The sequence below is a fragment of the Nonomuraea sp. bgisy101 genome, assembly GCF_057708945.1.
Genome location: NZ_JBYITD010000020.1, coordinates 90,909 through 114,146, shown reverse-complemented (window position 1 = coordinate 114,146; position 23,238 = coordinate 90,909). Strand labels below are relative to the sequence as shown.

Sequence of the window (23,238 nt, the reverse complement as noted above, 5' to 3'; positions counted from 1 at the left end):
TCAGCCTCCAAAGCGCTCGGTCCTGATCCGTGCCGGGTCGTGGCCGAGGTCGAGCAGCAGGTCGGCGACGGCCTCGACGAAGCCGGTCGGCCCGCACACGAACACGTCGGGTCCCGGCCCCGGCAGGTCCTCCTTGCCTATCCTGCGGCGCGGCTCGACCCGGGTGTAGAGGTGGGTGACGCTCAGCCCCTGCTCGGGCCGGTCCAGCTCGTCGCCGTAGTAGCGGGCGTCCGGGGTCCGCACCGAGTAGACCAGCTGGAAGGGGGCCGCGCTGCCTGCCTTACGGCGGGCTCTGATCATCGCCATCAGCGGCACGATCCCGGAGCCGCCCGCCACCAGCAGCACAGGCGCGGTGCCGGGGCGCCACACGAACCAGCCGCCGACGGGCCCGCGCAGCTCGATCTCGTCGCCGACGGCCAGCTCCCCGACGAGGTACGGCGAGACCTCGCCGTCGGGCAGCCCCTCCACGGTGAGCTCGACGCCTTCAGTCGTGGCGAGGGAGTAACTGCGTTGGGCGGTGTAGCCGTCGGGGGCGGTCAGCCGTACGTCGACGTGCTGGCCGGCCAGGTGACCCGGCCAGTCCTCCACGTCGAAGATCAGCGTGCGCGCCGTCGGGGTCTCCTCGCGCGCGGCGGCCAGCCGCGCGCGCCGCCACCTAATCACCTTCGTAGCGCTGCTCGCGCCACGGGTCGCCGTAGTTGTGGTAACCGGCCGTCTCCCAGAAGCCCGGCCAGTCCTCGTTCATGAGCCTGATGCCACGCACCCACTTGGCCGACTTCCAGAAGTACAGGTGCGGGACGACCAGCCGGGCGGGGCCGCCGTGCACGGGCTCCAGTTCCTCGCCGTCGAATCGGTGCGCGATCCACGCTTTGCCGTCGAGCAGGTCCTCGAGCGGCAGGTTGGTGGTGTAGCCGCCGTAGGAGTAGACGAGCGCGTACTCCGCCGCGGTCTCGACGTCCTCGAAGAGCACGTCGAGGGAGACGCCCTGCCAGTTCGTGTCGAACTTCGACCATTTGGTGACGCAGTGGATGTCGACCGTGGGGGTCTCCTGCGGCAGCGCCATCAACTCCTGCCAGGTCCACCGGTGAGTCTGCTCGGCCTCGGTGTCGATGGCGAACTCCCACCGCTCCAGCGGGATCCGCGGCGTCGGCCCCGCGGAGAGCACGGGAAAGTCGTGGACCTGGTACTGACCGGGCGGCAGGCGGCCGTGGTCGTCCCTGGGCCGACCGCGGAAACCGCGCGAGATGATCCCCATATGCTCATTTTTGCCCCATGGAGGGTCAAGGGCATCGCATGAACACGTGAGGTTTCAGGTGACGGCGTAGCCGGGAACCGAGGGCCAGCGGACGGTCATGACCACCGACTCCTCCTCCGCCACCCAGGAGTGGTCGACCCCGACGCCCCACACGACGTAGTCGCCCTGCCGGTCGAGCACGACGCTGCGGCCGGGGAACTCCATCCTGAACCTGCCGCTGATCAGGACCAGCAGGGCGGTCCGCTTCTCGCCGCGCACCCATTGGGCCCGCTCGTCGCCCTTGGGATGGACGCCCCATTTGATCTCGACGTCCTCGCTGCGCCGTACCTCGCCCTCGGGCCTGAAGTGCCCCAGCAACCAGCCATGGTCACCGATGGCGTCGGCGGCGGCGTTGCCGACGTAGATGTGCTCCGTCACGAGCGGCGACGCTAACACGCGTGCGGGTAGGCTGCGCGCGTGATACGCACAGCCACCATTCATGACGTTCCTGCCATCATCGGCATGATTCGCGAGCTCGCCGACTACGAGAAGTCTCTCCACGAGGTGCGCGTCACGCACGAGCAGCTTGAAAGCGCCCTCTTCGGGCCAGAACCGGCGCTGCACGCGCACGTGGCCGAACAGGACGGCCAGGTCGTCGGCTACGCGCTGTGGTTCCTGAACTTCTCCACCTGGCGCGGCACCCACGGCATCTACCTGGAGGACCTGTACGTCCGCCCCGAGGCCAGAGGCGGCGGCCACGGCAAGGCGCTGATGGCCGAGCTTGCCAGGATCTGCGTCGAGCGTGGCTACCACCGCCTGGAATGGTCGGTCCTCGACTGGAACGAGCCCGCCATCGCCTTCTACAAGTCGATCGGCGCGATCCCGATGGACGAGTGGACCGTGTTCAGGCTGACCGACGAGGCGCTGCGAAGACTGCCTCGATAGGGTGGCCTGACGTGCGAGACATCACTGTTTTCAGCGGCAGCGCCCACCCCGAGCTGGCCGCGGAGATCTGCGCCCACCTCGGCACCCCCCTCCACCCCGTCCAACTGCACCGGTTCGCCAACGACTGCCTCGGCGTGCAACTGCAGGCCAACTGCCGCGAACGCGACGTCTTCCTCATCCAGCCCCTCGTGCCGCCCGTTCAGGAGCACCTCGTCGAGCTGCTCCTCATGATCGACGCGGCCCGTGGGGCCTCGGCGGCCCGCACCACCGTCGTGATGCCGCACTACGCCTACGCCCGCTCGGACAAGAAGGACGCCCCGCGCATCTCCATCGGCGGCCGGCTCGTCGCCGACCTCCTGGTCGCCGCGGGGGCCGACAGGGTGCTCGCCATGACCCTGCACTCGCCGCAGGTGCACGGCTTCTTCAGCGTCCCCGTCGACCATCTGCACGCGCTGCGCGAGCTGGCCTCGCACTTCCGGCGGTACGACCTGTCCAACGCCGTCGTCGTCTCCCCCGACCTGGGCAACGCGAAGGAGGCCGCCGCCTTCGCCAGGCTGCTGGGCGTCGAGGTGGCCATGGGCGCCAAGCAGCGCCTGAGCGACGACAAGGTGACGATCAGCTCGGTGATCGGCGACGTGCGCGGCAAGGACGTCATCGTGCTCGATGACGAGATCGCCCGCGGCACCACGGTGATCGAGCTCCTCGACCGGCTGCGCGAGCGCCAGGTCAACTCGGTCAGGATCGCCTGCACGCACGGCCTGTTCTCGGCGGGCGCGGTCGAGCGGCTCAGCGACCAGCCGGACGTGCTGGAGATCGTCTGCACGAACACCGTGCCCATCCCGGACGTGAAGCCCGACGGCAAGCTGCGGGTCCTGTCGATCGCGCCCGCGCTCGCCGAGGCGATGCGCCGCATCCACGAGGGCGAGTCGGTCTCCGCGCTGTTCGGCTGACCTCTTCCTGTTCCTGTACGGCACGCGGGTCATGGCCACCGTGGTCACCGGTGGCCGCCCGTCCATCACGCGCACTCCAGCGGGACTCCGCCTCCCGCCGTCACGCCGCCCGTGAACCCCGCGGCCACCAGCGCCTCCCACCGCCCGTCGACCCGCCGCGCGCAGCCGTACGATCATCGCCCCCGCCGCCGGTTAACCCGCCCCCGTCGTTACGACCCCGCTGAGCGACGACGGCCTCGTCAGCCCGCCGGCTCGGCCGCGTCAGCCCAGCGTCCTGGCCAGCCTGGTCAGCCCCGCCACGATCTGGGCGGGTGCGAGCCCTCTGACCTCCCGCTGGTAGGTGTAGACGTCCGGCGCCAGCGGCGCCAGGAGCGCGTCGACGAGCGCGTCCGCCTCCCGCACGTCGCCCAGCAGCGACCGCACGTGGACGCGCCAGAACCCGTACGCGCCGGTCTCGAAGCGGGAGCGGCCCACCTCGGAGCCGAGGATCAGCGGGGCGTGCTCCTCCAGCAGGTCGACCATGGCGGCGTAGAACGCGGCCAGCCGTTCGGGGGCGGGAGCGCCGGGGCCGAGCGGGGGCTCGCCGCGGATCAGCTTCTCCTGCAGGGCGCGCTCGTGCTCGTCGAGCAGCGCCACGGCGATCGACGCCCTGTCCGGATAGCGGCGGTAGAGGGTGCCCCTGCCGACGCCCGCCGCCTTCGCGATGTCGTCCATGGTGACGTTCGGCGCGCCCTTGGTCCTGAACAGATCGGCGGCGGCCTCCAGGATCCTCGCGCGGTTGCGGGCGGCGTCTGCTCGTTCCATATGGACATGGTGTCCGGTTATGCGGTAGCTTGCAAGCGGACACGATGTCCACTTATCTGAGGAGCCTTCATGAACCTGTTGCACCTGGACGCGAGCGCCAGGCGAGCGTCCTTCTCCCGCGAGCTGTCGAAGATCTACGCCGACACGTGGCGGGCGGCGCACCCGGACGGCGGCTACGTCTACAGGGACCTGGCCGCCTCGCCCGTGCCGCACATCGGCGAGGCGTGGACGGAACTGTGCGACTACGTGCTCGCTCACGAGATCACCGACATCGGACGGTACGAGGAGGCCGTGCGCACGCCCGCGCAGAGGCAGGCATGGGACATCCTGGAGCCGCTGCTGGCCGAGGTCGTGGCGGCGGACGTGATCCTGATCGGCACCCCGATGTACAACTTCTCGATCCCCTCGTCGTTGAAGGCCTGGCTCGACCAGATCACGTTCCCGAAGATGTCGCTCAAGGGGCGCTCGTTCGTGGTGACCAGCGCGCGCGGCGGCGCGTACGGCCCCGGCACGCCCCGCGAGCCCGTCGACCACCAGGAGCGGTACCTGCGCGACTTCTTCGCGGGACACTTCGCGGTCACCGACGTGGCCTTCATCAACGCCGAGCTGGTGAACGCGCTGATCGACCCCCGCCTCGCCCACCTGCGCGAGGCGCACGTCGAGTCGGTGGAACGGGCGAGGAAGGAGGCGGCACGATGAACTGGGCCATACTCGCGCTGGCGGGGCTGGTGGAGGTGGCGTGGTCGCAGAGCATCAAACCGACCCAGAACTTCACCCGCCCCATCCCGACGATCATCTCCCTGGTGCTGATGTCGGCGGCGGTGTGGCTGCTGTCGAAGGCGATGGACACGCTTCCCGTCGGCACGGCCTACGCGGTGTTCACGGGGATCGGCGCGGTCGGGGCGATCACGCTGGGAATCGTGCTGAACGACGACCCGGTGAGCGTGGGACGGCTGGCGGCGCTGGCGCTGATCGTCGGCGGCATCGTCCTGGCCCGCGTCACCGCCTGACCTCGTTCGACTGCCCCCTCGACGCCCCCGGTCGCGGCCGGGCGGGATTTCCGGGGCCCGGCCAGGCACCCACGGGGGCGAGGCCTGCTCGCCCCTGGAAAGACCCCCACCCGACCAGGCGGGCGTCGCACCCGAACCCCGCCACTCCCCCGTGCGCCGAATCCCCCGTCCGCCGAACGTCCGCCACCCGAAAGCCCGCCTCCATCCGGACCACGCGACCGGCACACCCGAACGATCACCGACAACCACCCGCTCAGCCGGGCCCCTGGAGCGAGTGGGTCAAGAGAAGGCCCGTCCGGCGATTTGTCGGAGCCCGTTAGTAGGATCGCGGACGTGGCTGATATCAGGGAGCTGTATCTGACGGCAGCGGCCTCAGCGGTCGCGTTGCTGCGTGACCCGGCGGTGGCGGTGGCCTGGAGGAAGCCCAGCGCGCTCACCGAGTTCACCGTCGCCGGTCTGGCGGGACACCTCGCCCAGCAGCTCTTCAGGGTCGAAGCGGCTCTCGGCGCCGAGGTGACGAACGCGGTCATCCCCCTGGGAGAGCACTACTCCCGCTCCGCCTGGGTCACCGCGGGCCTCGGGCACGAGTCGAACGTCAGCATCAGGCGCGGCGGCGAGGACGCGGCGGCCGAGGGGCCCGAGGCGCTGGTCGCCCGCGCCCAGGCCAATCTCGACCAGCTCACCGCCGCCCTGCGCGACGAATCCGGCGACAGGGCGCTCGGCCTGCCGTGGGCGCAGTGGTCGCTGACGCTCGACGACTTCCTGCTCACCAGGCTCGTCGAGCTGGTCGTCCACTCCGACGACCTGGCCGCGAGCATCGGCATCCCCACACCCGAACTCCCGCAGGACGTCGTCGACCCGGTGGTCGACCTGCTGGCGCGGCTCGCCGTACACCGGCACGGCCCGACGGCCGTGATCCGCGCGCTGAGCAGGGCCGAGCGCGCACCGGCGACGATAAGCGCCTTCTGACCCGGCCGCGGCCCGGACCCCGGTGAGGGCCGCGCCCTGCCACCGCGATCAGCATTTCCGTCACCAGGAAGAACGGCGCCGCCTCATCGCCGACGAGCTGCGACACGCCTCCGACGCCGCGGAGATCGCGGATCTGGACGCCGACCTGGTCGCCTACGTCCTGCCGGCTGAGTCGATCCCGCCGGCTCGGCGGCACGGAGATCCGCCTCAGGAGCCGGCGATCATGCTCATCGCGTCGGCCACGTCCCGTGCCGTCGGCGCGCTGGCCGGGTCGACCAGCCACTGCATCAGCAGTCCCGACAACATCGCCTGGTAGAAGGAGCCGAGCACGCGTGCCCGCTCAGGCTCCGCCGCGGGGTCGATCTGGCTGAAGACCTCGGCGAGCCCGAGCCTGGCGGCCTGCAGTCCGGCCGCGAGGTGCGCCCGTATCTCCGGCAGGTGGTCGATCTGCCCGACGATCTCGAACTGCGTGACCCACAGCGGCCTGAGCTCCTCGAAGGTGTCCATGACGCGCCGCCACACCGTCTCGAACCGCTCCATGGGGGTCGCGTCCTGGTCCGTCTCGCTGGTCAGCGCCACCTCCAGCGACTCGCCCCACTCCTTCATCGACTCGAACAGCGCCTCGTTGAGCAGGGTCTCCTTCGACCCGAAGTGGTAGCCGATCGCGGCCAGGCTGACTCCGGCGGCGTTGGCGATGTCGCGGGCGGTGGTGCGCGTGTAGCCCTTCTCGATCAGGCAGCGCTTCGCTCCGGCCAGCAGGTCCTCACGATTTCGTCCCATCCCCAGAATTTAGCACAAACGTCTAAGACGTTCATCCAAGCCGTGGATGATGGCCTCGAGCCCGAGCTCGAAGGCCTGCATGGCCCGCTCGGGACGCGCGCCCTTCAGCGCCACGGACAGCAGCGGCACCTCCTGCGACGACGGGTCGATCATGACATCGGGCGCGGCCAGGTCGAGCGCGGAGCCGATCGCGAACGACTCGATCGCGGTGAACACCGCCACCACCTGATCGCTCGGCCAGCCCGCCCGTTCGAGCAGGGCCACCGCCCTCTCGTACATCTCCAGCGTCCTCGGCGACCTGATCGTGGTCGTGGACAGCAACTTCGCGGTGTTGGGATGGCGGGCGAAGGCGGCCAGATCATGGCAGGCTCGGACCCCTACACCGTGATCTTCCTGTGGACGAACGGCACCGGCATCATCGGAGTCATGGTGCTGCAGGCGCTGGCCGCCCTGTCGGTGGTCGCGTTCTTCTGGAGGGACAGGCGCGGATTCGGCGCGGGACGGGTGCCGGCCGCGCCGCTGTCCGCCTTCGTCCTGCTCGCGGTGATCATCGTGCTCGTGGTGGCGAACTTCGAGCTCATCACCGGCGCGACCGGCACCGTGAACGCCCTGCTCATCCTGCCCGTCCCGCTCGTCTTCGCGCTCGGCGCGCTGCTCCCGCTGCGCATCCGCCGCCGCGACCCCTCTCGCTACGTCGTTCTCACCACGGAGGAAGCCACTCGTGCCTGATCTGCTCTTCACCAACGGCACCGTCTGGACCGGTTCGGGTTTCACAGGCGAGCTCGCCGTCTCCGGCGGGCGGATCGCGGACCGCGTCACGGACGCCACGGTGATCGACCTGGAGGGCGGCTTCCTCATGCCGTCCTTCGGCGACGGCCACGCCCATCCGCTGTTCGGCGGGCTGGAGGCGCAGGGTCCGCAGATCAAGGGCAGGACCACGGTGGAGGAGATCGTCGCGGAGGTCGCCCGCTACGCGGCGGACAACCCTGCGCTGGAGTGGATCGTCGGCGGCAGTTACGACCCGACGATCGTGCCCGGTGGCGAGTTCGACGCCCGCTGGCTGGACGCGGTGGTGTCCGACCGGCCCGTGGTGCTGCGGGCCTACGACTACCACACGGTCTGGTGCAACACCGCGGCGCTGGAGCGCGCGGGGATCGGTCCGTCGACCCCCGACCCCAGGCTCGGCTGGATCGTCCGCCGCCCCGACGGCACCCCACGCGGGACTCTCAGGGAATGGCACGCGTGCGACCTCGTACTGGACCTGGTCCCGGCCAAGTCGCTGGACGAGCTGGTCGAGGGGCTGGCGGCCGCCGGCGAGGCCATGGCCTCCGCGGGCATCACCTGGGTGCAGGACGCGTGGGTCGAGCCGTACATGGTGGAGGCCTATCTGGAAGCGGCACGGCGCGGACGGCTCGGGTTCCGCGCCAACCTGGGCTTGCGCGCCGACCCCGACGGCTGGACGTCCCAGCGCGCGCTCTTCCCCGCGCTACGCGCCCGCGTGGAAGACCACCAGGTACGGCAGGCGGGCCCCAGGCTCGTCACCGCGAACACCGTCAAATTCTTCGCCGACGGCGTCATCGAGGGCGGCACCGCCGCCATGCTGGAGCCGTACGTCGACGCCCCGCACTCCTGCGGCATGCCCGTCTGGGACCCGGCCGCGCTGGCCGAGGCGGTGGCCGCGTTCGACGCCGACGGCTTCCAGGTGCACATCCACGCGATCGGCGACAGCGGCATCCGCGCCGCCCTCGACGCGATCGAGCGGGCCGTGCGGGAGAACCCCGCATGGGACCGCCGCCCCGTCATCGCCCACACGCAGCTCGTCGCCGCCGCCGACCTGCCGCGCTTCGCCGAGCTGGGTGTCATCGCGAACTTCGAACCGCTGTGGGCCCAGCTCGACCCGCTCCAGACCGAGCTGACCGTGCCCAGGCTCGGCCCCGACCGGGCAGATCTGCAGTACCCGATGGAGACCCTGCGCGTCCTCGGAACGCCGCTGTCCTTCGGCAGCGACTGGCCGGTCAGCTCGCAGCAGCCCCTGCTGGGCATCCAGATCGCGACCACCAGGCAGACCGTGGACGGCACGCCCCCGTGGACCCCCGGCGAGCGGCTCTCACTGGAGGACGCGCTCGGCGCCTACACCTCGGGCGTGGCCTACCAGGCGTTCGGCGAGGGCGACAGGGGGACGCTGGAGGTCGGGAAGGCCGCCGACCTGGTGTGGCTGTCGGCCGATCCGCGCGAGGCGCCCCCGCTGGAGCTTCGCCACATCGAGATCCGCGGCACCTGGCTGGAGGGCAGGCGCACGCACTGACGGGTCAGAGGATCGTGTCGTCGCCGTGGCGGCCGAGGGCGCGGCCGTAGCGGCGGGACACCTCTGGCATGATCGACTCGCCGTCGGCGGCGCGCGGCAGCCCGAAGACGTACCCGGGGAAGTCGAGCTCCCGCTGCACCGCCCAGATCGCGTCGTGCCGGTCGGGCGGGAACAGCTCGGCCGGATCGCCCACCGCCACCCAGCCGATCGGCACCGTCGTGCCCTCGGCCACGGTGGTGCGCAGGTGGACGACGGCGTTGACGCGCACCTCCGCCCGTGTCCTGATCCGCGCCCCGTTGAACACCCTGGACCCGGTGGCGAGGAAGGCGTCGTCCTCGACCGCGCATCCGGTGAGGTAGGCCAGGGGGCCGACCAGGACGTGCCTGCCGAGCGTCAGCGGGTCCTGCCTGGTGCCGCGCAGCACGGCGTTCTCCATCACGATGCAGCCCTCGCCCAGCTCCACGGGCCCTCCCTCGGCGGTGAGGACGGCGCCGAACAGGACCCGGCATCCCGGCCCGACGCGCACGTCCCCGCAGAGCGTGGCGGTGGGGGCGACGTAGGCGGTCGGATCGACGGACGGGCTCTTGCCCAGATGTTCGACCAACATGAACCCATCATGCTCGACCACTAGATCAGCATGTCGACGTAGATCAGGTTGACGATGGCGTGGACGAGGATGATCACCCAGATGTTGCGGTAGCGCGCCCACAGGTAGCCCTGCATGAGCCCGAACATGCCCTGCGCCGCCACGACGGAGGCGATGCCGATGCCGACGGCCTCGGGGTCGATGTGGCTGACGTGCATCGCGGCGAACAGCAGCGCGGAGGCGAGGATCGCGGGCCATCTGCCGTACAGGACCTCCAGCCTGGTCTGCAGCCACGCCCGGTAGAAGACCTCCTCCAGCACGCCTGCCGTCAGCAGCGTGATCAGCGAGCCGATCGCGAGCGTGACCGGGTCGGGCAGGTGCTGCGTCAGCGGCGGCGACAGCGGGCTGACCTCCGCCAGCAGGAACCACGCGACGACGGCGGGCAGCGGCGCCAGCCAGGTCACCGGTCTGGGGACGGACCTGGCCGCCGGGCCGTCCCCCCTGATCAGCCTGAAGCCGACCAGCGGCACGACCAGCAGGATCGCGATCTTGGCGACAGGGTAGAGCAGGCCGCGGCCGACCAGCGCCACCGCGACGGGGAAGGCGACCGCCGCCGCGAGCAGCAGCCACGTCTCCCTGACCAGGCGGGGCCGCGGCAGGCCGGCCAGCGGCTGCGGCACCGCCGCGCGCGGCGCCACGAGCATGGCCAGGATCACCGCGGCCAGCGGTGGCAGCAGCGCCGCCCACAGGGTGGCGCCCGTGGCGCCGGGATCGGCCGACTGGCGGATCACGGTGGTGCCGGTGAGGATCAGCGACGCGTAGGCCAGGACGAACACCGCCAGGCCCGCCCCCGTCAAGAGGCCGGTTCTCGACATGTGTTTCATGATTGTCCCGGCTCCGGCCCGATTCCTCCTGCCGTGGAACCAGCCGGACGTCATCCCTTGTGTTGACGCGGCCATGCCCGACGCCGGCGGGCGAGCGCCGCCACGCCGGCCCTGTGCGTCACGCCGTCCGGTTCATCCGAGGGCGACCTCGTCAGGGATCGACCTGTTCGCGAAGTAGCAGGCCGCCTGAGCCTCGGCTACGGCAGGCAGCACCTGCAGCGGCTCCGACCTGCACAGGCCGTCCACGCCGGCCGACGCCGCCGCGCCCGACGCCAGCACCTGGCAGCGCGCGTGGAAGCGGCACCCGCCAGGGATGCGCGTCGGGTCCGGGGGCTCGCCGGTCAGCACCACCCTCTCGGGCGATTCCGGCAGCACCGAGAGCAGTGCCTGCGTGTAGGGGTGCTTGGGCGCCTTCAGCACCTCTTCGACAGGTCCCGACTCGACGATCCTGCCCAGGTACATCACCGCGACCCGGTCGGCGATGTTCCAGGCCAGCCCGAGGTCGTGGGTGACGACCAGCGCGGAGAGCCCGAGGTCGGCGCGCAGCTTGAGCAGCAGCGCGAGGATCTCGCCGCGGACGCTGGCGTCCAGGGAGGCGACGGGCTCGTCGGCGACCAGCAGGCGGGGGTTCAGCGCGAGCGCGCCCGCGATGACCACGCGCTGGCGCTGGCCGCCGGACAGCTCGTGCGGGTAGCGGAGGAAGAACCGCTCGGGTGGTCTGAGGCCCGCCCTGGCCAACGCGTCGGAGACGACCTGCTCCTCGTTGGCCAGACCGTGGATGCGCGGGCCCTCGGCGACCGCCTCGTAGACGGTGTGCCTGGGGTTCAGCGAGCCCATCGGGTCCTGCAGGACGAGCTGGGCCTCGCGGCGGTAGGCCTTGAGCGCCTTGGAGCCGTAGGTGAGGGGCTGCCCGCCGTAAAGGACGGTGCCGCTGGTGGGGCGTTCGAGGCCGAGCAGGGTGCGGGCGAGCGTGGTCTTGCCGCATCCGGACTCGCCGACCAGGGCCACGATCTCGCCCTCGCCGACGGCCAGGTTGACACCGTCGACGGCGCGGGCGCGCCGCCCCCTCGAGGCGAACTCGACACGCAGGTCCCGCGCTTCCAGGAGCGTCGTGGTCATGGGATCTCCTTGGCGCGGCTGGACGGAACCCGCTCGTCATCACGGGCCACCGCCGTTTCGGGGGCTGCCGGGACGGCCTCCTCGCCGGTCTCCTCGGACGGGTGAGCCGCCTGCTCGGGGGACGACGGAGCGGCCTCCTCCACCTGCTCGGGGGACGGGTGAGCCGCCTCCTCCTCGGTCCGCTCGGGGGACGGCGGAGCGGCGGGGGTCGCGCCCGCGGTCAGGTCGGGGCGGACGTGGACGCAGGCGGCGGTGTGCGGGCCCGCGTCCGCGTCGCCCGCCGGCCACAGCTCGACGTCCAGCGACGAGCACACGTCCAGCGCGACAGGGCAGCGGGGGTGGAACGAGCACCCCGACGGCAGGTCCATCGGGTCGGGCGGGTCGCCGCCGAGCCCCTTGGGCGCCATCCGGGAGACGGGGTCGCCGACAGTGGGGAAGGCGGCGGCCAGCGCCTTGCTGTAAGGGTGGCTGGCGGCGTGGAACACCTCGTGCGAGGGCCCGTTCTCGACGATCCGGCCCGCGTACATGACCGCCAGGCGATCACACATGTCCGCCAGGACCGACAAGTCGTGAGAAATCATGACCAGGGAGATGCCGTGTGACGCGATCAGCTCCTTGATCAGCGTCAGGACCTGGGCCTGGACCATCACGTCCAGTGCCGTCGTCGGCTCGTCGGCGATGATCAGTCGTGGCGAGCACGCCAGCGCCATCGCGATCATCACCCGCTGCCGCTGCCCGCCGGACAGCTCGTGCGGATAGCTTCGCGCCCGCCAGCCCGGCAGCCCGACCTGCTCCAGGAGCTCGGCCACCCGCGTCCGCGCCTGGGACGGCTGGGCGAGCCCGTGCACCAGCAGCGGTTCAGCGATCTGCTCGCCGATGCGCCGCACCGGGTTGAGCCCGTGCTGGGCCCCCTGGAACACGATGGAGGCCTCGGCCCAGCGCACCGCGCGCAGCCGCCCCCACTTCATGGCCAGCACGTCCTCGCCGTCGAGCAGGATCCTGCCGTCGACGCGGGCGTCGCGCGGCAACAGCCGCAGCAACGCCATGGCCAGCGTCGACTTGCCGGAACCCGACTCACCGGCGATCCCCAGCGCCTCACCGGCTGCCAGCGACAGCGAGACCCCGCGGACCGCGGGCACCTCGCCCGAGGCGATGGAGTACGTCACCGAGACGTCCTCGAGTGACAACACGTTCATCGGCTGACCCCCCGGAGGCGTGGGTTGAGCACGGCCTCCATCGCCCGCCCGCACAGCGTGAACGCCAGCACGACCGCGACGATGCAGAGACCGGGAGCGAGGATGTACCACCAGGCGCCGGCCGTGGCCGCGCCCCAGTCGTAGGATCCGCGCAGCAGCTGACCCCACGACGCCTGACCCGAGTCGGCGCCGAGGAAGGCGAGCGTCGACTCGGCGACGATCGCGCTGGCCACCTGCAGGGTGGTGTTGGCCAGGACGAGCGGCGCGACGTTCGGCAGGACGTGGCGGCTCATCACGTGCCAGTGCCCGGCACCGAGCGCGCGCGATCTCTCGATGTACGGCCTGGCCTCGACGGCTAGCGTCTGGGCCCTGATCAGCCTGGCCGTGGAGGCCCACGAGGTGATGCCGATCGCCAGGATGATCGTCGAGGTGCTGCCGCCGAGGATCGCCGACAGGACCAGCGCCAGCACCAGCGAGGGCAGGACGAGGAACCAGTCGGTGACCCGCATCAGCGCGGCCGACGCCCAGCCCCTGAAGTGTCCCGCCGCGATGCCGACGACCGTGCCGATCACCATGCTGAGCAGCGCGGACATGAACCCGATGAGCAGCGAGACGCGCGAGCCCCACAGGATCATGAGCAGGATCGAGCGCCCCGACTCGTCGGTGCCGAGCAGGAAGTCGAGGCTCGGCGGGGCCATCTTGGCGCCGGTCGCCTTGGTGACGTCCATGCCCGAAGGGTCGGTGACCAGCGGCGTGATCAGCGCGAGCACGACGAAGACCGCCAGGACGGCGGCGCCGATCACGCCTGCCCTGTGCCGGCGGTACTGCTGCCAGAACCGGGCGAGCGAGGAGCGCCTGCGCGCCCACGTCACGGAGCTCATGCCGACCTCACCCTCGGGTCAAGGACGTGGTAGGCCACGTCGGCCAGCGTGTTCATGATGATCACCGCGACGCAGACGACCATGAACGTGCCCTGCATGACCGCGAAGTCAGGCCCCTTGATCGCCTCGTAGAACAGCAGGCCGAGGCCGGGCCATGAGTACACGGTCTCGACGGAGACCGCGCCGCCCACCACGAAGCCGATGTGGATGAAGACGAGCGTCACGGTCGGAAGAAGCGCGTTCGGCACGGCGTGCCGCCGCCGTACCATGTCGTCGCGCAGCCCCTTGGCGCGCGCGGTGGTCACGTAGTCCTGGCCGATCTCGTCGAGCAGCGAGGAGCGCATGACCAGCAGGTACTGCGCGTAGACGACGGCGACCAGCGTGAGGCACGGCAGGACCATGTGGTGGCCGACGTCGAGCAGGTAGGCGAAGCCGTCGGGCGCGTCGACGCTCTCCATGCCACGCGTGGGGAACAGCCCGGGAATCGGCCCGATGCCCGCGCCGAGGACCATGAGCAGCAGCAGGCCGAGCCAGAACGTCGGCACCGACCACAGCACGAGCGAGACGCCGGTGGAGAAGCGGTCGAGGCGGCCGCCGTGGTTCCATGCGGCACGCGTGCCCTGCCACAGGCCGAGGCTGACCGCGATGAGCAGGCCGACGCCGGTCAGCAGCAGCGTGGGGCCGAACCGCTCGCCGATCAGGTCGGTGACCGGCCGCTTGTACTCGTAGGAGGTGCCGAGGTCGAACTGGAGCGTCCGCAGCACGAAGTCGACGAACTGCTGCAGCAGCGGCTTGTCGAGGCCCATCTGCCTGCGCAGCAGGTCGATCTGCTCGGGGCTGAGCGGCACGTCGCGCGTGTAGGCGATGACCGGGTCCCCGGGGATGAGGCGGAACAGGAAGAACGTCGCGACGATCACCATCGCGATGCTGAGCAGTGCCCCGCCGAGCTTGGTGGTGGCGTACCTGAGCGTGCCCCTGTAGGCGGGCCGATCCTCGCCGGGGCCCGCCGCCGTCTGGACGGCGGCGGGCTCGGTTTCGAGCGGAGTGGCCATTATTCGCGTTCGTCCGAGGTGCTCTTACGCCGCCTGGCCAGGAAGAAGCCGCCGGCGCCCACGACGACCACGGCCGCCACGACACCGATGATCAGGCCGGTGTTGGAGCCGCCGCCACCGCTGCCGCCCGAACCGCCGGAGGCCACGGCCTTGGCGTCCAGGGTCACCATCGGGTAGCCGCTGGCGCCGCCGTACAGGATGCCCTCGCCCTGCCTGCCCGCCGGGATCGGGGTGATGCTGGTGATCCGGTCCTTGCGGTACAGCTCCAGGTTGTTCGGGTAGTAGAGCGCGATGACCGGCGCGTCGGTGTAGAGGCGCTGCTGCATCTGCTTGATCATGTCAGCGCGCTTGGTGGTGTCGAGCTCCTTGAGCTGCGACTGGTAGAGCTCCTCGTACTGCTTGTCGCAGTAGAAGGACTCGGTGCCGCCGCCCTCGCCCGACGGGGTGGGCCGCCTGCTGCACAGGTGCGTGGCCAGGACCTCCTCGGGGTCGGGGTTGACCGACCAGCCGCTGATCGCGATGTCGAACAGGGCGGTGCTGCCGGTCTCCTCGGTGAACTTGTTGGAGTCGAGCTTGCGCGTGGTCAGCGTGATGCCGATCTCCTTGAACCACCCGGTGAGGAACTGGGCGAGCTTGTCCTCGGTCGGGGTGTCGGTGTGGATGCTGAAGCGCATCTCCAGCTTCCGCTTGCCGTCGGGCATCGTGCGGACGCCGTCGGCGCCCTTCTTGTAACCGGCCTCGTCGAGGATCTGGTTGGCCTTGGCCAGGTCGAAGGTGACCTTCTCGTCACCGGTGGCCTGCCAGAAGAAGTCGGTGTACATCGGGGGCACGATCGAGCCGTCGGCCGGCACCGCCAGGCCGTTCTGGACCTGGTCGACGAGCGCCTTCTTGTCGATCGCGTAGTGGATGGCCTGGCGGACCTTCGGGTCCTTCAGCGCCGGGTGGCCGTCACCGACCGGCTTGTCGTCGGACGTGGTGGCGCCGTGGTTGATCTGCAGGTACGCGGCGCGGCGGCCGGGGGTGTTCCACTGCGTGATGTTCGGGTCGCCGGCGCCCGCCTCGAACTGCGGCGCCGCCAGGCGGCCGATCAGGTCGATGTCGCCCTTCTTGAGGCCGGCGATGGCGGCCTCGGGGTTCTCGTAGAAGATGACCTGCAGCTCGTCGATCTTGGGCTTGCCCTGCCAGTAGTCAGGGTTGGCCTTGAGCTTGACGTAGCTGTCCTTCTTGTGCTCGATCGGGATGTACGCGCCGTTGGTGACGGCGGGGTAGGTCTCGTTCTCGAACGTGGCCATGTCGCCGACCTTCTCCCAGATGTGCTTGGGCACGATCGGGATCGGGTTCGACAGCATCGACGCCTGGGGCGCCTTGGTCTTGATGACCAGGGTCCTGTCGTCGGTGGCGGTGACCGAGGCGAAGTTCTCCACGGCGGGACCGTTGCCGGTCTTGGCCGCGTCATCCGTCATGATCTTGTTGAAGGTCCAGGCGGCGTCCTGGGCGGTGACCGGCTGGCCGTCCGACCACTTGGCCTGCCGGATCTTGAACGTCCAGGTGAGCCCGTCGGCGGACGATTCCCACGACTCCGCCAGGTCCGGGCTGGGCTGCAGGGTCTTGGGGTCGGGGGTGGTGAGGAACATGTACGTCCACCGCTGGAGCTGGCCCGCGATCAGCCGTACCGCCAGGAACGGGTTCATCGAGTCGACCGACTGGATCGAGCCGATCCTGACGGTCTTCTTGCCCGTCGTGGCGGGATCCGCCTGCGCGGCGGTGACCGGTGCCGCCAGTGCTAGAGCCACCCCGAGCGCCGTCAGGCGCGCGAGCCATTTACCCATTGGTGCCTCACTCTCAGGCAAGGGGGAGACCTGTTGTAGAGAAAGGCACACCATCGCAACATCGTGTGTCAACGAGAGACGGAAAATTGTTTCACTCTCGTTTCCATCAGCGATGTTATTTTTCACCCCTCTTCGGAAACGTGACCTCCGTCCACCCTCAGCCGCCGATCCACCTGGACGGCGTCGAGCATCCTGCGGTCGTGGGTGACGAGCAGCAGCGTGCCAGGGTAGGAGGCGAGCGCCGACTCCAGTTGCTCGATCGCGGGCAGGTCGAGGTGGTTGGTCGGCTCGTCGAGCACCAGCAGGTTGACGCCCCTGGCCTGCAGCAGCGCCAGCGCGGCGCGGGTCCGCTCGCCGGGTGAGAGGGTGGAGGCCGGCCGCAGCACGTGGTCGGCCTTGAGCCCGAACTTGGCCAGCAGCGTCCGCACCTCTCCTGGCGGCATCTCGTCGGAGAACGATTCCGCCAGCGGCGCCGACCCCTCGAACAGCCTGCGGGCCTGGTCGACCTCGCCGACCACCACGCCGGGCCCCAGCGCCGCGTGGCCCTCGTCGAGCTTCAGCCTGCCGAGCATGGCGGCCAGCAGCGTCGTCTTGCCCGAGCCGTTCGCGCCGGTGATCGCCACGCGCTCCGCCCAGCCGATCTCCAGGTCGACGGGGCCGAGCGTGAACGTGCCTCGCCTGACCACGGCGCCGCGCACCGTGGACACCACCGCGCCCGCGCGAGGCGCGGCCGCGATCTCCATCCGGAGCTCCCACTCCTTGCGCGGCTCCTCCACCACCTCGAGGCGTTCGATCAGCTTCTCGGTCTGCCGGGCCTTCGCCGCCTGCTTCTCCGTGGTCTCGACGCGGGCGTTGCGGCCGATCTTGTCGTTGTCCTTCTGCTTCCTGCGGGCGTTCTTGACGCCCTTCTCCATCCAGGCGCGCTGGGTGCGGGCGCGCAGCTCCAGTCCGGAGCGCGTCTCGGCGTACTCCTCGTAACGCTCGCGGGCGTGCCTGCGGGCCACCTCGCGCTCGTCCAGGTAGGCCTGGTAGCCGCCGCCGTACAGGTGGACCTGCTGCTGGGCCAGGTCGAGCTCCAGCACCGAGGTCACCGTCCTGGCCAGGAACTCGCGGTCGTGGCTGACCACGACGGTTCCCGCGCGCAGCCCCTTCACGAACCGCTCCAGCCGGTCGAGCCCGTCCAGGTCGAGGTCGTTGGTGGGCTCGTCGAGCAGGAACAGGTCGTACCGGCTGAGCAGCAGCGACGCCAGACCCGCACGGGCGGCCTGCCCGCCGGACAGCGACGTCATGGGCAGATCGAGATCGATCATCAGCCCGAGCTCGGCGGCCACCTCGTCCGCGCGTTCCTCCAGGTCCGCGCCGCCGAGCGACAGCCAGCGCTCCAGCGCGACGCTGTAGGCGTCGTCGGCGCCCTGCGCGGCCTCCACGAGGGCCTGCGTGGACGCGTCGAGATCCTGCTGCGCCTTGGTGACACCGGTACGGCGGGCGAGGAACTGCCTGACCGTCTCGCCCTGGCGCCGCTCGGGCTCCTGGGGCAGGAAGCCGACGACGGCCGTGGGCGGGTTCAGCCTGATCGAACCGTGCTCCGGCCGGTCGATCGCGGCAAGGAGGCGAAGCAGTGTCGACTTGCCCGCTCCGTTGACACCGACGAGTCCGATGACGTCGCCAGGGGCGACCACGAGGTCCAGACCGGAGAACAGGACCCGCTCACCGTGACCCGCGGCGAGATCTTTTGCGACAAGAGTTGCGCTCATAACAACCGTTAGCGTAATCGCATGCCACGGACCCGCATCGCGATTTTCGCCGCCCTGACGATCATCCTCGGGCTGGCCACCAGGCCGTTGTCGAAGTACGCGGGGGACGCGTTCTACACGGTGCTGCTGTACTGGATCGTGGTTTTCGTCGCACCACGGGTGCGGCCGGTGTGGGCGGCGGGGGTCGCGCTGGGGGCGAGCTGGGCGATCGAGTTCGCGCAGCTGCTGGACCTGCCGCGGGTGCTGGCGCCGGTCCTCGGCAGCACGTTCAACCCGCCCGACCTGTTCTGGTACGCCGTGGGCGCGGCGGCGGTGTGCGCCTTCGACCACGTCCTGCGCCGCCGCGGAACACCGGACGCCCGGACCGCCTGACGCACCGCGCGTGGGCCGCGGGCGGCCCCTCCGCTCCTGGAGAGGACCGCCCCCGCTTCAGGCCGTGTCCCGGGGAGGACCGCTAGTGGCAGCCGCCCGAGCCGCAGCACGAGCCGCCGGCCTGGGCCAGCATGATGGTGTCCTGGCGACCGGCGAGCTCGTAGCCCGCCTCCGTGACGGCCGCGCCCACGACGGCGTCGTCGAGCGGCGACGCGCTCGTCACGGTGACGGCCTTGCTCGCCAGGTCCACCCGCACCTCGCTCACGCCTGCCACCTTGCCCACCTCGGCGGTCACCGAGCTGACGCAGTGGCCACAGGTCATACCCTCGACCTGATACGTGGTGACGGTCATCGAACTCTCCTCACAGCTCGGGAACTCGTGCCCTCACTATATACCCCCTAGGGGTTTATTGGGCATAGATCCGCTCCCTCAGGGCACGCGACGACCATGGATACCATCGCCTTCCTCGTCGCCCCCGAGGGCGTCGAGCAGATCGAACTCACCGAACCGTGGAAGGCCGTCAAGCAGGCAGGCGGCACCCCCCGGCTCATCTCCACCTCGCCAGGGCGAATCCAGGCCTTCAACCACCTCGACAAGGGGGACACGTTCGCGGTGGACGCCACGCTGCCGGAGGTCTCGGTCGAGGACTTCGACGGACTCGTGCTTCCCGGCGGCGTCGCGAACCCCGACTTCCTGCGCACCGTCCCGGCCGCCGTCAGCTTCGTGCGCGGCTTCTTCGACGCGGGCAAACCGGTCGCCGCCATCTGCCACGCGCCGTGGACGCTCATCGAGGCGGACGCGGTCCGCGGGCGCACGGTCACCTCGTGGCCCAGTCTCAAGACCGACCTGCGCAACGCGGGCGCGACATGGCAGGACAGGGAGGTCATCATCTGCACGTCAGGCCCCAACACGCTGGTCACCAGCCGCAAGCCCGACGATCTCAAGGCTTTCGACCAGGCGGCCGTGGACGCCTTCAGCTGACCTGAAGCTCCGACCGAACGCCCCTCAGCAGGGCCAGGGCGGCGAGCGCGCCCGCCGCACCGAAGAGCGCGATGGCGCCGCCCGCGCCCGCGAACTCGGCCACGATCCCCGCCAGCACCATCGCGAGACCCTGCGCCGCGGTCAGCGCCGCGGCGACGACGCCGATCGCGCCTCCGCGCCGCTCGTCGGGCACCAGCGAGACGAACTCGGCGTTGGCCACCACCTGGTAGGCGGTCAAGGCCCCGCACGCCACGAGGAGGACGAGCATCACCGGCAGCGGCGGCAGCAGAGCCGCGCCGAGCAGCGGCACGAAGCTCGCCAGCGCGAGCGGCCCGAGCAGGCGCGGCCGCGTCTCGGGGCGGACCCGCTTGGTCAGCACGACGGTCCCCGCCACGTACCCGGCGGGGATCGCGGCCATGAGCAGGCTCGACAGGTCCTCGTCCAGTCCGATCTGCCTGCCGTACGGCACGGCGAGCGCGAGCGGCGTCATCGAGAAGGCCGCGAGCAGCGCCAGCGCCGCCAGCCGGCGCAGACGGGGATGCCCCGTGATCGTCTCGATGCGATCACGGAGTCGCGGCTTCGCGACCCGCGCGGACTCGGCGGGCGCGTACGCGGGAAGACGCGAAACCAGCAGCGCGGACACCACGAACGTGGCCGCGTCGATCACGAAGGCGGGCCGCGGCCCCGTCGCCGCGACGACCAGGCCGCCGACCAGGAAGCCCAGGACATAGGTGGCCTGGTTGGTCACGTGGTAGGCGGCGACGCCGACGGTGTACCGCTCGCCGGACAGCATCTGGGGCAGGATCGCGGCTCTCGCGGCACGCGCCGGCGACTCCAGCGCCTGGACGGCGAAGAGCAACGCGTAGAGCGCCCCCAGCGGCATGCCGGGGATCGCGATGAGAACGACCAGAATCGCGCGGATGAGGTCCGCGGAGATCATCACGTTTCTGCGCGGGTATCGATCGGCGAGAGCCGCGAGCAGAGAGCCGCCCATGATCGTGGGCACATACGTGAGCGCGTAGGAGAGCGCGGTCAGCCAGGCGGAGGACGTCCGCTGGTGGACCAGCATGACGACGGCCACCCTGGCCAGCTGGTCACCCAGTTCGGAGATGACGGTCGCGCTCCAGAGACGGCGGTACTCCGCGACGGAGAAGACCTCGCCGAAGCCCGGGGACCGCTTTTCCATGGATCATCGCCACCCGTACCCATAGATCGCAAACGGTTGCAACCTAACAAGATCGAGTGGCGCGATCAAGGACTTGCAATGCCCCGGACAATTTCAGATCATTACGAACGCAGCGTAGATCGTTTTATCACCATAATCAGCGATAAATCACGATTCACCGCTGTGGCATCCCTGAGGGAAGGGGGGTGGCACCCGTGCAGCGCGGAGTCTCCTGGACCTGATCGGTGGCCCTCCGCCAACCGGCGACCACCTCGTACGGCTGGCGCCCGCCAGCCGTACACCCCCACCTACCGGGGGACGCGGCGGACGGTGAGCCAGCCGAGCAGCCCCGCCCCCGACAGCAGGATCGCCGCGTCGGTGAGCTGGAAGCGCCAGAACATCTCAGGGCGGTGGACGTAGAACACGTAGCGGTAGCCCTTGACGATCAGGCAGCGCTCGTGGGCCACCTGCGCCCGCTCCCCTCGCCCCAGCCCGGACTCGCGCGGGCACACCCCCGGCGGCGGCGAGGTGAGCTCGGCGCCCGCGGGGTCCGCCCAGGCCCGCGACACGAGCCGCACGTCCTGAGCCAGGCTTCCGTCGGCCGTCACCACCCTGGATGGCGTCGCGTAGTGGTCGCTCATGCTGAACAGCGCGAACGTCATGACCACGAGCACACCGACGACCACCGCCATCGCGGGAAGAGTGCGCCGGAGCACGGCCCCCGCCGCGGTTCCCAGCATGAGGGCGAACACCCACCAGGCGACCGGCTCCACCCCGAGCATGTTGAAGATGCCGACGTTGCCGAACGTGTCGGTGCGGAAGAGCGGACGCCACGCCGACACCATCGCCGACATGGCGAGCCCGCCCAGCGCCACCGCCCCGCCCAGCACCGCCAGCTTGATCGCCAGCCACCTGCGCGGCGACACCCCCTGTGTCCACACCAGCTGGTGCGTCCCCCGCTCGAACTCCCTTCCCAGCAGCGGCGCGCCCCAGAAGACCCCGATCAACGCGGGCGCCACGATCGGCAGCCAGCCGAAGAGGGTGTAGACGGCCTGATAGCGCTCGCCCAGCGCCGCGTCGAGATCGCCGGCGCCCAGCCCTCGGTGCGACGCGACGAAAGCCGACGCCTCCAGCCATGACACCGTGAACATCACCCCGAGGGCGGCCAGCAGCCCCGCCATCACCAGCAACTGCCCCCTGTGCTGGCGGTAGGTCAGCCAGATCACGCCCGCACCCCCGCCGGCCTCGGCAGCGCCGCCGCCTCGGGGCTGCGCAGATAGGCCATCACCAGGTCTTCGAGGCCGACCGTCCGCGTCCGCCACCGCGGGTCGGTCACGGGCGCGCCCCGCACCAGCCAGCTCTGCTCCCTCTCGGTACGGCTCCCGCCCACGGCCGCCGCGTTCAGCGTGAGCTCCGGCGGGCCCGTCATCATGCGGTGCTCGGCCAGCAACTCCTCGATGTCGCCGCTGACCTGCACCCGCCCCCCGTTCAGCACGACCAGCCAGTCGCAGGTGTCCACCAGATCGGACACCACGTGCGAGGAGATCATCACGCCCATCCCCGTCTCGGCCACCGCGGTCATGAGCGAACGCATCACCTCGTGCCTGGCCAGCGGGTCGAGGTTGGCCAGCGGCTCGTCCAGCACGAGCTGGTCGGGCCGCCTGGCCAGCGCGAGCGTGAGCGCCACCTGGGCCCGCTGCCCTCCCGACAGACTGCCGATCCTGCGGCCGAGCGGGATGCCGAGCTCGGCCGTCCGCGCCGTCGCCAGCGCGGGGTCCCATCGCGTGTTGAGCCTGCGCCCGAGCGTCAGCGTCTCGGCGACGGTGAAGGAGTCGTAGAGCGGCTTGTCCTGCGCCACGAACGCGACCTCGCCCGCCGTCCTGACCGTGCCCCTGTCGGGGGTGAGCAGGCCGACCACCGTGTGGAGGAGCGTGGTCTTGCCCGCGCCGTTCGGCCCGACGAGCGCGGCGACCCGTCCAGCGGGCACGTGGAGCGAGCAGTCGCGCAGCCTGTCGCCGACGCTGAGCCCGGTCACCTCGATCATGCGGCGGCCTCCCTGACGACCGCGCCGAAGAGGGCGTGCAGGTCCTCGTCGGCCAGCCCGGCTTCGCGTGCCTGCCGTACCCATGCGGCGAGGGAGGCGCGCAGCCGCGCCTGGGCGGCCGGCGAGGCGCCGCCGATCGAGCGCTGCACGAACGTGCCCATGCCGGGACGCCCGGTGACCAGGCCCTCTCGTTCGAGCTCGCGGTAGGCCTTGAGCACGGTGTTGGGATTGATCGCCAGCCGGTCGACGACCTCCTTCGCGGTGGGGAGCTTGTCACCCGGCCGCAGGGTGCCGAGCCGTAGAGCCTGCTTGACCTGGTGGACGAGCTGGAGGTAGGTGGACACCCCCGAGCTCCTGTCGAGATAGAAGTCGATCAC

The 23,238-nt window shown here is 70.6% G+C and carries 26 protein-coding genes and 2 pseudogenes; 9 read left to right on the top strand and 19 right to left on the bottom strand.

Annotated elements, in window-relative coordinates:
• Genes AC3EO4_RS33050 through AC3EO4_RS33040 form a run of 3 tightly spaced genes read right to left on the bottom strand, consistent with a single transcriptional unit; the run spans position 1 to position 1,672 of the window.
• A complete protein-coding gene (locus AC3EO4_RS33050; protein WP_431899288.1) occupies positions 1 to 663 on the bottom strand; it encodes a ferredoxin reductase in 663 nt (220 codons plus the stop codon).
• Positions 656 to 1,255 carry a sulfite oxidase-like oxidoreductase gene (locus tag AC3EO4_RS33045; protein WP_379569546.1) on the bottom strand — a complete coding sequence of 200 codons (600 nt, stop codon included), beginning with the start codon at positions 1,253 to 1,255 and terminating at the stop codon, positions 656 to 658. Before AC3EO4_RS33045 ends, AC3EO4_RS33050 begins: the two co-directional genes overlap by 8 nt.
• A gap of 54 nt (positions 1,256 to 1,309) precedes the next feature.
• Positions 1,310 to 1,672, bottom strand: a complete 363-nt coding sequence (locus AC3EO4_RS33040; RefSeq protein WP_431899286.1) for a cupin domain-containing protein — start codon at positions 1,670 to 1,672, stop codon at positions 1,310 to 1,312.
• 39 nt (positions 1,673 to 1,711) lie between these two features.
• Here AC3EO4_RS33040 and AC3EO4_RS33035 point away from each other — a divergent pair, with 39 nt between their 5' ends.
• Both AC3EO4_RS33035 and AC3EO4_RS33030 read left to right on the top strand, forming a co-directional pair.
• Entirely contained in the window at positions 1,712 to 2,179 is a 468-nt protein-coding gene (locus tag AC3EO4_RS33035) for a GNAT family N-acetyltransferase (protein ID WP_431899284.1), read from the top strand.
• An 11-nt stretch (positions 2,180 to 2,190) separates the two neighbouring features.
• Positions 2,191 to 3,129, top strand: coding sequence for a ribose-phosphate diphosphokinase (locus AC3EO4_RS33030; RefSeq protein ID WP_379569552.1), 939 nt, complete (start codon positions 2,191 to 2,193; stop codon positions 3,127 to 3,129).
• Between the two features lie 261 nt (positions 3,130 to 3,390).
• Here the strand turns inward: AC3EO4_RS33030 and AC3EO4_RS33025 are convergent, their stop codons facing one another.
• The gene (locus AC3EO4_RS33025; protein ID WP_431899282.1) at positions 3,391 to 3,933 is read right to left on the bottom strand and encodes a TetR/AcrR family transcriptional regulator; all 543 of its coding nucleotides are present in this window, start codon (positions 3,931 to 3,933) and stop codon (positions 3,391 to 3,393) included.
• Positions 3,934 to 4,002: 69 nt separating this feature from the next.
• On the opposite strand from AC3EO4_RS33025, the gene AC3EO4_RS33020 reads away from it, so the two are divergent.
• The 3 genes from AC3EO4_RS33020 (at position 4,003) to AC3EO4_RS33010 (ending at position 5,912) form a co-directional block, all read left to right on the top strand.
• Positions 4,003 to 4,632, top strand: coding sequence for an FMN-dependent NADH-azoreductase (locus tag AC3EO4_RS33020; protein ID WP_431899280.1), 630 nt, complete (start codon positions 4,003 to 4,005; stop codon positions 4,630 to 4,632).
• Entirely contained in the window at positions 4,629 to 4,943 is a 315-nt protein-coding gene (locus tag AC3EO4_RS33015) for a DMT family transporter (RefSeq protein ID WP_379569558.1), read from the top strand. The genes AC3EO4_RS33020 and AC3EO4_RS33015 overlap by 4 nt, the downstream gene beginning before the upstream one ends.
• Before the next feature lie 333 nt (positions 4,944 to 5,276).
• A complete protein-coding gene (locus AC3EO4_RS33010) occupies positions 5,277 to 5,912 on the top strand; it encodes a maleylpyruvate isomerase N-terminal domain-containing protein (protein WP_379569560.1) in 636 nt (211 codons plus the stop codon).
• 207 nt (positions 5,913 to 6,119) lie between these two features.
• On the opposite strand, the gene AC3EO4_RS33005 is transcribed toward AC3EO4_RS33010, so the two are convergent.
• A complete protein-coding gene (locus tag AC3EO4_RS33005; RefSeq protein ID WP_379569562.1) occupies positions 6,120 to 6,692 on the bottom strand; it encodes a TetR/AcrR family transcriptional regulator in 573 nt (190 codons plus the stop codon).
• A 9-nt stretch (positions 6,693 to 6,701) separates the two neighbouring features.
• Complete coding sequence (locus tag AC3EO4_RS33000; protein ID WP_431899412.1) at positions 6,702 to 7,049, bottom strand: TetR/AcrR family transcriptional regulator C-terminal domain-containing protein; 348 nt, start codon at positions 7,047 to 7,049, stop codon at positions 6,702 to 6,704.
• A gap of 3 nt (positions 7,050 to 7,052) precedes the next feature.
• Between AC3EO4_RS33000 and AC3EO4_RS32995 the strand changes: the two genes are divergently transcribed.
• Together AC3EO4_RS32995 and AC3EO4_RS32990 are read left to right on the top strand one after the other, a co-directional pair.
• Positions 7,053 to 7,421 carry a hypothetical protein gene (locus AC3EO4_RS32995; RefSeq protein ID WP_431899416.1) on the top strand — a complete coding sequence of 123 codons (369 nt, stop codon included), beginning with the start codon at positions 7,053 to 7,055 and terminating at the stop codon, positions 7,419 to 7,421.
• A complete protein-coding gene (locus tag AC3EO4_RS32990) occupies positions 7,414 to 8,997 on the top strand; it encodes an amidohydrolase (protein ID WP_379569568.1) in 1,584 nt (527 codons plus the stop codon). Before AC3EO4_RS32995 ends, AC3EO4_RS32990 begins: the two co-directional genes overlap by 8 nt.
• A gap of 4 nt (positions 8,998 to 9,001) precedes the next feature.
• Here the strand turns inward: AC3EO4_RS32990 and AC3EO4_RS32985 are convergent, their stop codons facing one another.
• The 8 genes and pseudogenes from AC3EO4_RS32985 to AC3EO4_RS32950 all read right to left on the bottom strand — a co-directional run bounded on the left by AC3EO4_RS32985 (position 9,002) and on the right by AC3EO4_RS32950 (position 18,298).
• The gene (locus tag AC3EO4_RS32985) at positions 9,002 to 9,604 is read right to left on the bottom strand and encodes a gamma carbonic anhydrase family protein (RefSeq protein ID WP_379569570.1); all 603 of its coding nucleotides are present in this window, start codon (positions 9,602 to 9,604) and stop codon (positions 9,002 to 9,004) included.
• A gap of 20 nt (positions 9,605 to 9,624) precedes the next feature.
• Positions 9,625 to 10,458, bottom strand: a complete 834-nt coding sequence (locus AC3EO4_RS32980) for a CPBP family intramembrane glutamic endopeptidase (RefSeq protein ID WP_379569572.1) — start codon at positions 10,456 to 10,458, stop codon at positions 9,625 to 9,627.
• A gap of 141 nt (positions 10,459 to 10,599) precedes the next feature.
• Positions 10,600 to 11,586: an ABC transporter ATP-binding protein gene (locus AC3EO4_RS32975; RefSeq protein WP_379569574.1), complete on the bottom strand. Its 987-nt coding sequence runs from the start codon at positions 11,584 to 11,586 to the stop codon at positions 10,600 to 10,602.
• 206 nt (positions 11,587 to 11,792) lie between these two features.
• Positions 11,793 to 12,782: pseudogene (locus AC3EO4_RS32970) on the bottom strand (ABC transporter ATP-binding protein); the annotation flags it as partial.
• Positions 12,779 to 13,663 (bottom strand): ABC transporter permease, encoded by an 885-nt coding sequence (locus AC3EO4_RS32965; RefSeq protein WP_379569576.1) that lies wholly within the window; start codon positions 13,661 to 13,663, stop codon positions 12,779 to 12,781. The gene AC3EO4_RS32965 and the pseudogene AC3EO4_RS32970, both read right to left, overlap by 4 nt.
• Positions 13,660 to 14,718: an ABC transporter permease gene (locus tag AC3EO4_RS32960; protein WP_379569737.1), complete on the bottom strand. Its 1,059-nt coding sequence runs from the start codon at positions 14,716 to 14,718 to the stop codon at positions 13,660 to 13,662. The genes AC3EO4_RS32965 and AC3EO4_RS32960 overlap by 4 nt, the downstream gene beginning before the upstream one ends.
• Positions 14,715 to 16,544: an ABC transporter substrate-binding protein gene (locus AC3EO4_RS32955; RefSeq protein ID WP_379569578.1), complete on the bottom strand. Its 1,830-nt coding sequence runs from the start codon at positions 16,542 to 16,544 to the stop codon at positions 14,715 to 14,717. The genes AC3EO4_RS32960 and AC3EO4_RS32955 overlap by 4 nt, the downstream gene beginning before the upstream one ends.
• Before the next feature lie 122 nt (positions 16,545 to 16,666).
• Positions 16,667 to 18,298, bottom strand: a complete 1,632-nt coding sequence (locus AC3EO4_RS32950) for an ABC-F family ATP-binding cassette domain-containing protein (RefSeq protein ID WP_431899276.1) — start codon at positions 18,296 to 18,298, stop codon at positions 16,667 to 16,669.
• A gap of 21 nt (positions 18,299 to 18,319) precedes the next feature.
• Here AC3EO4_RS32950 and AC3EO4_RS32945 point away from each other — a divergent pair, with 21 nt between their 5' ends.
• Positions 18,320 to 18,670, top strand: coding sequence for a ribosomal maturation YjgA family protein (locus AC3EO4_RS32945; RefSeq protein ID WP_431899274.1), 351 nt, complete (start codon positions 18,320 to 18,322; stop codon positions 18,668 to 18,670).
• Between the two features lie 148 nt (positions 18,671 to 18,818).
• Here the strand turns inward: AC3EO4_RS32945 and AC3EO4_RS32940 are convergent.
• Positions 18,819 to 19,022 (bottom strand): annotated as a pseudogene (locus AC3EO4_RS32940) (heavy-metal-associated domain-containing protein); the annotation flags it as partial.
• 96 nt (positions 19,023 to 19,118) lie between these two features.
• On the opposite strand from AC3EO4_RS32940, the gene AC3EO4_RS32935 reads away from it, so the two are divergent.
• Complete coding sequence (locus AC3EO4_RS32935) at positions 19,119 to 19,652, top strand: type 1 glutamine amidotransferase domain-containing protein (RefSeq protein ID WP_379569584.1); 534 nt, start codon at positions 19,119 to 19,121, stop codon at positions 19,650 to 19,652.
• Here the strand turns inward: AC3EO4_RS32935 and AC3EO4_RS32930 are convergent.
• The 4 genes from AC3EO4_RS32930 to AC3EO4_RS32915 all read right to left on the bottom strand — a co-directional run bounded on the left by AC3EO4_RS32930 (position 19,645) and on the right by AC3EO4_RS32915 (position 23,238).
• Entirely contained in the window at positions 19,645 to 20,838 is a 1,194-nt protein-coding gene (locus AC3EO4_RS32930) for an MFS transporter (RefSeq protein ID WP_379569586.1), read from the bottom strand. The two genes, AC3EO4_RS32935 and AC3EO4_RS32930, sit on opposite strands and share 8 nt — an antisense overlap.
• Before the next feature lie 287 nt (positions 20,839 to 21,125).
• Positions 21,126 to 22,043 carry a hypothetical protein gene (locus AC3EO4_RS32925; protein ID WP_379569588.1) on the bottom strand — a complete coding sequence of 306 codons (918 nt, stop codon included), beginning with the start codon at positions 22,041 to 22,043 and terminating at the stop codon, positions 21,126 to 21,128.
• Entirely contained in the window at positions 22,040 to 22,861 is an 822-nt protein-coding gene (locus tag AC3EO4_RS32920; protein WP_431899271.1) for an ABC transporter ATP-binding protein, read from the bottom strand. The genes AC3EO4_RS32925 and AC3EO4_RS32920 overlap by 4 nt, the downstream gene beginning before the upstream one ends.
• Entirely contained in the window at positions 22,858 to 23,238 is a 381-nt protein-coding gene (locus AC3EO4_RS32915; protein ID WP_379569592.1) for a GntR family transcriptional regulator, read from the bottom strand. The genes AC3EO4_RS32920 and AC3EO4_RS32915 overlap by 4 nt, the downstream gene beginning before the upstream one ends.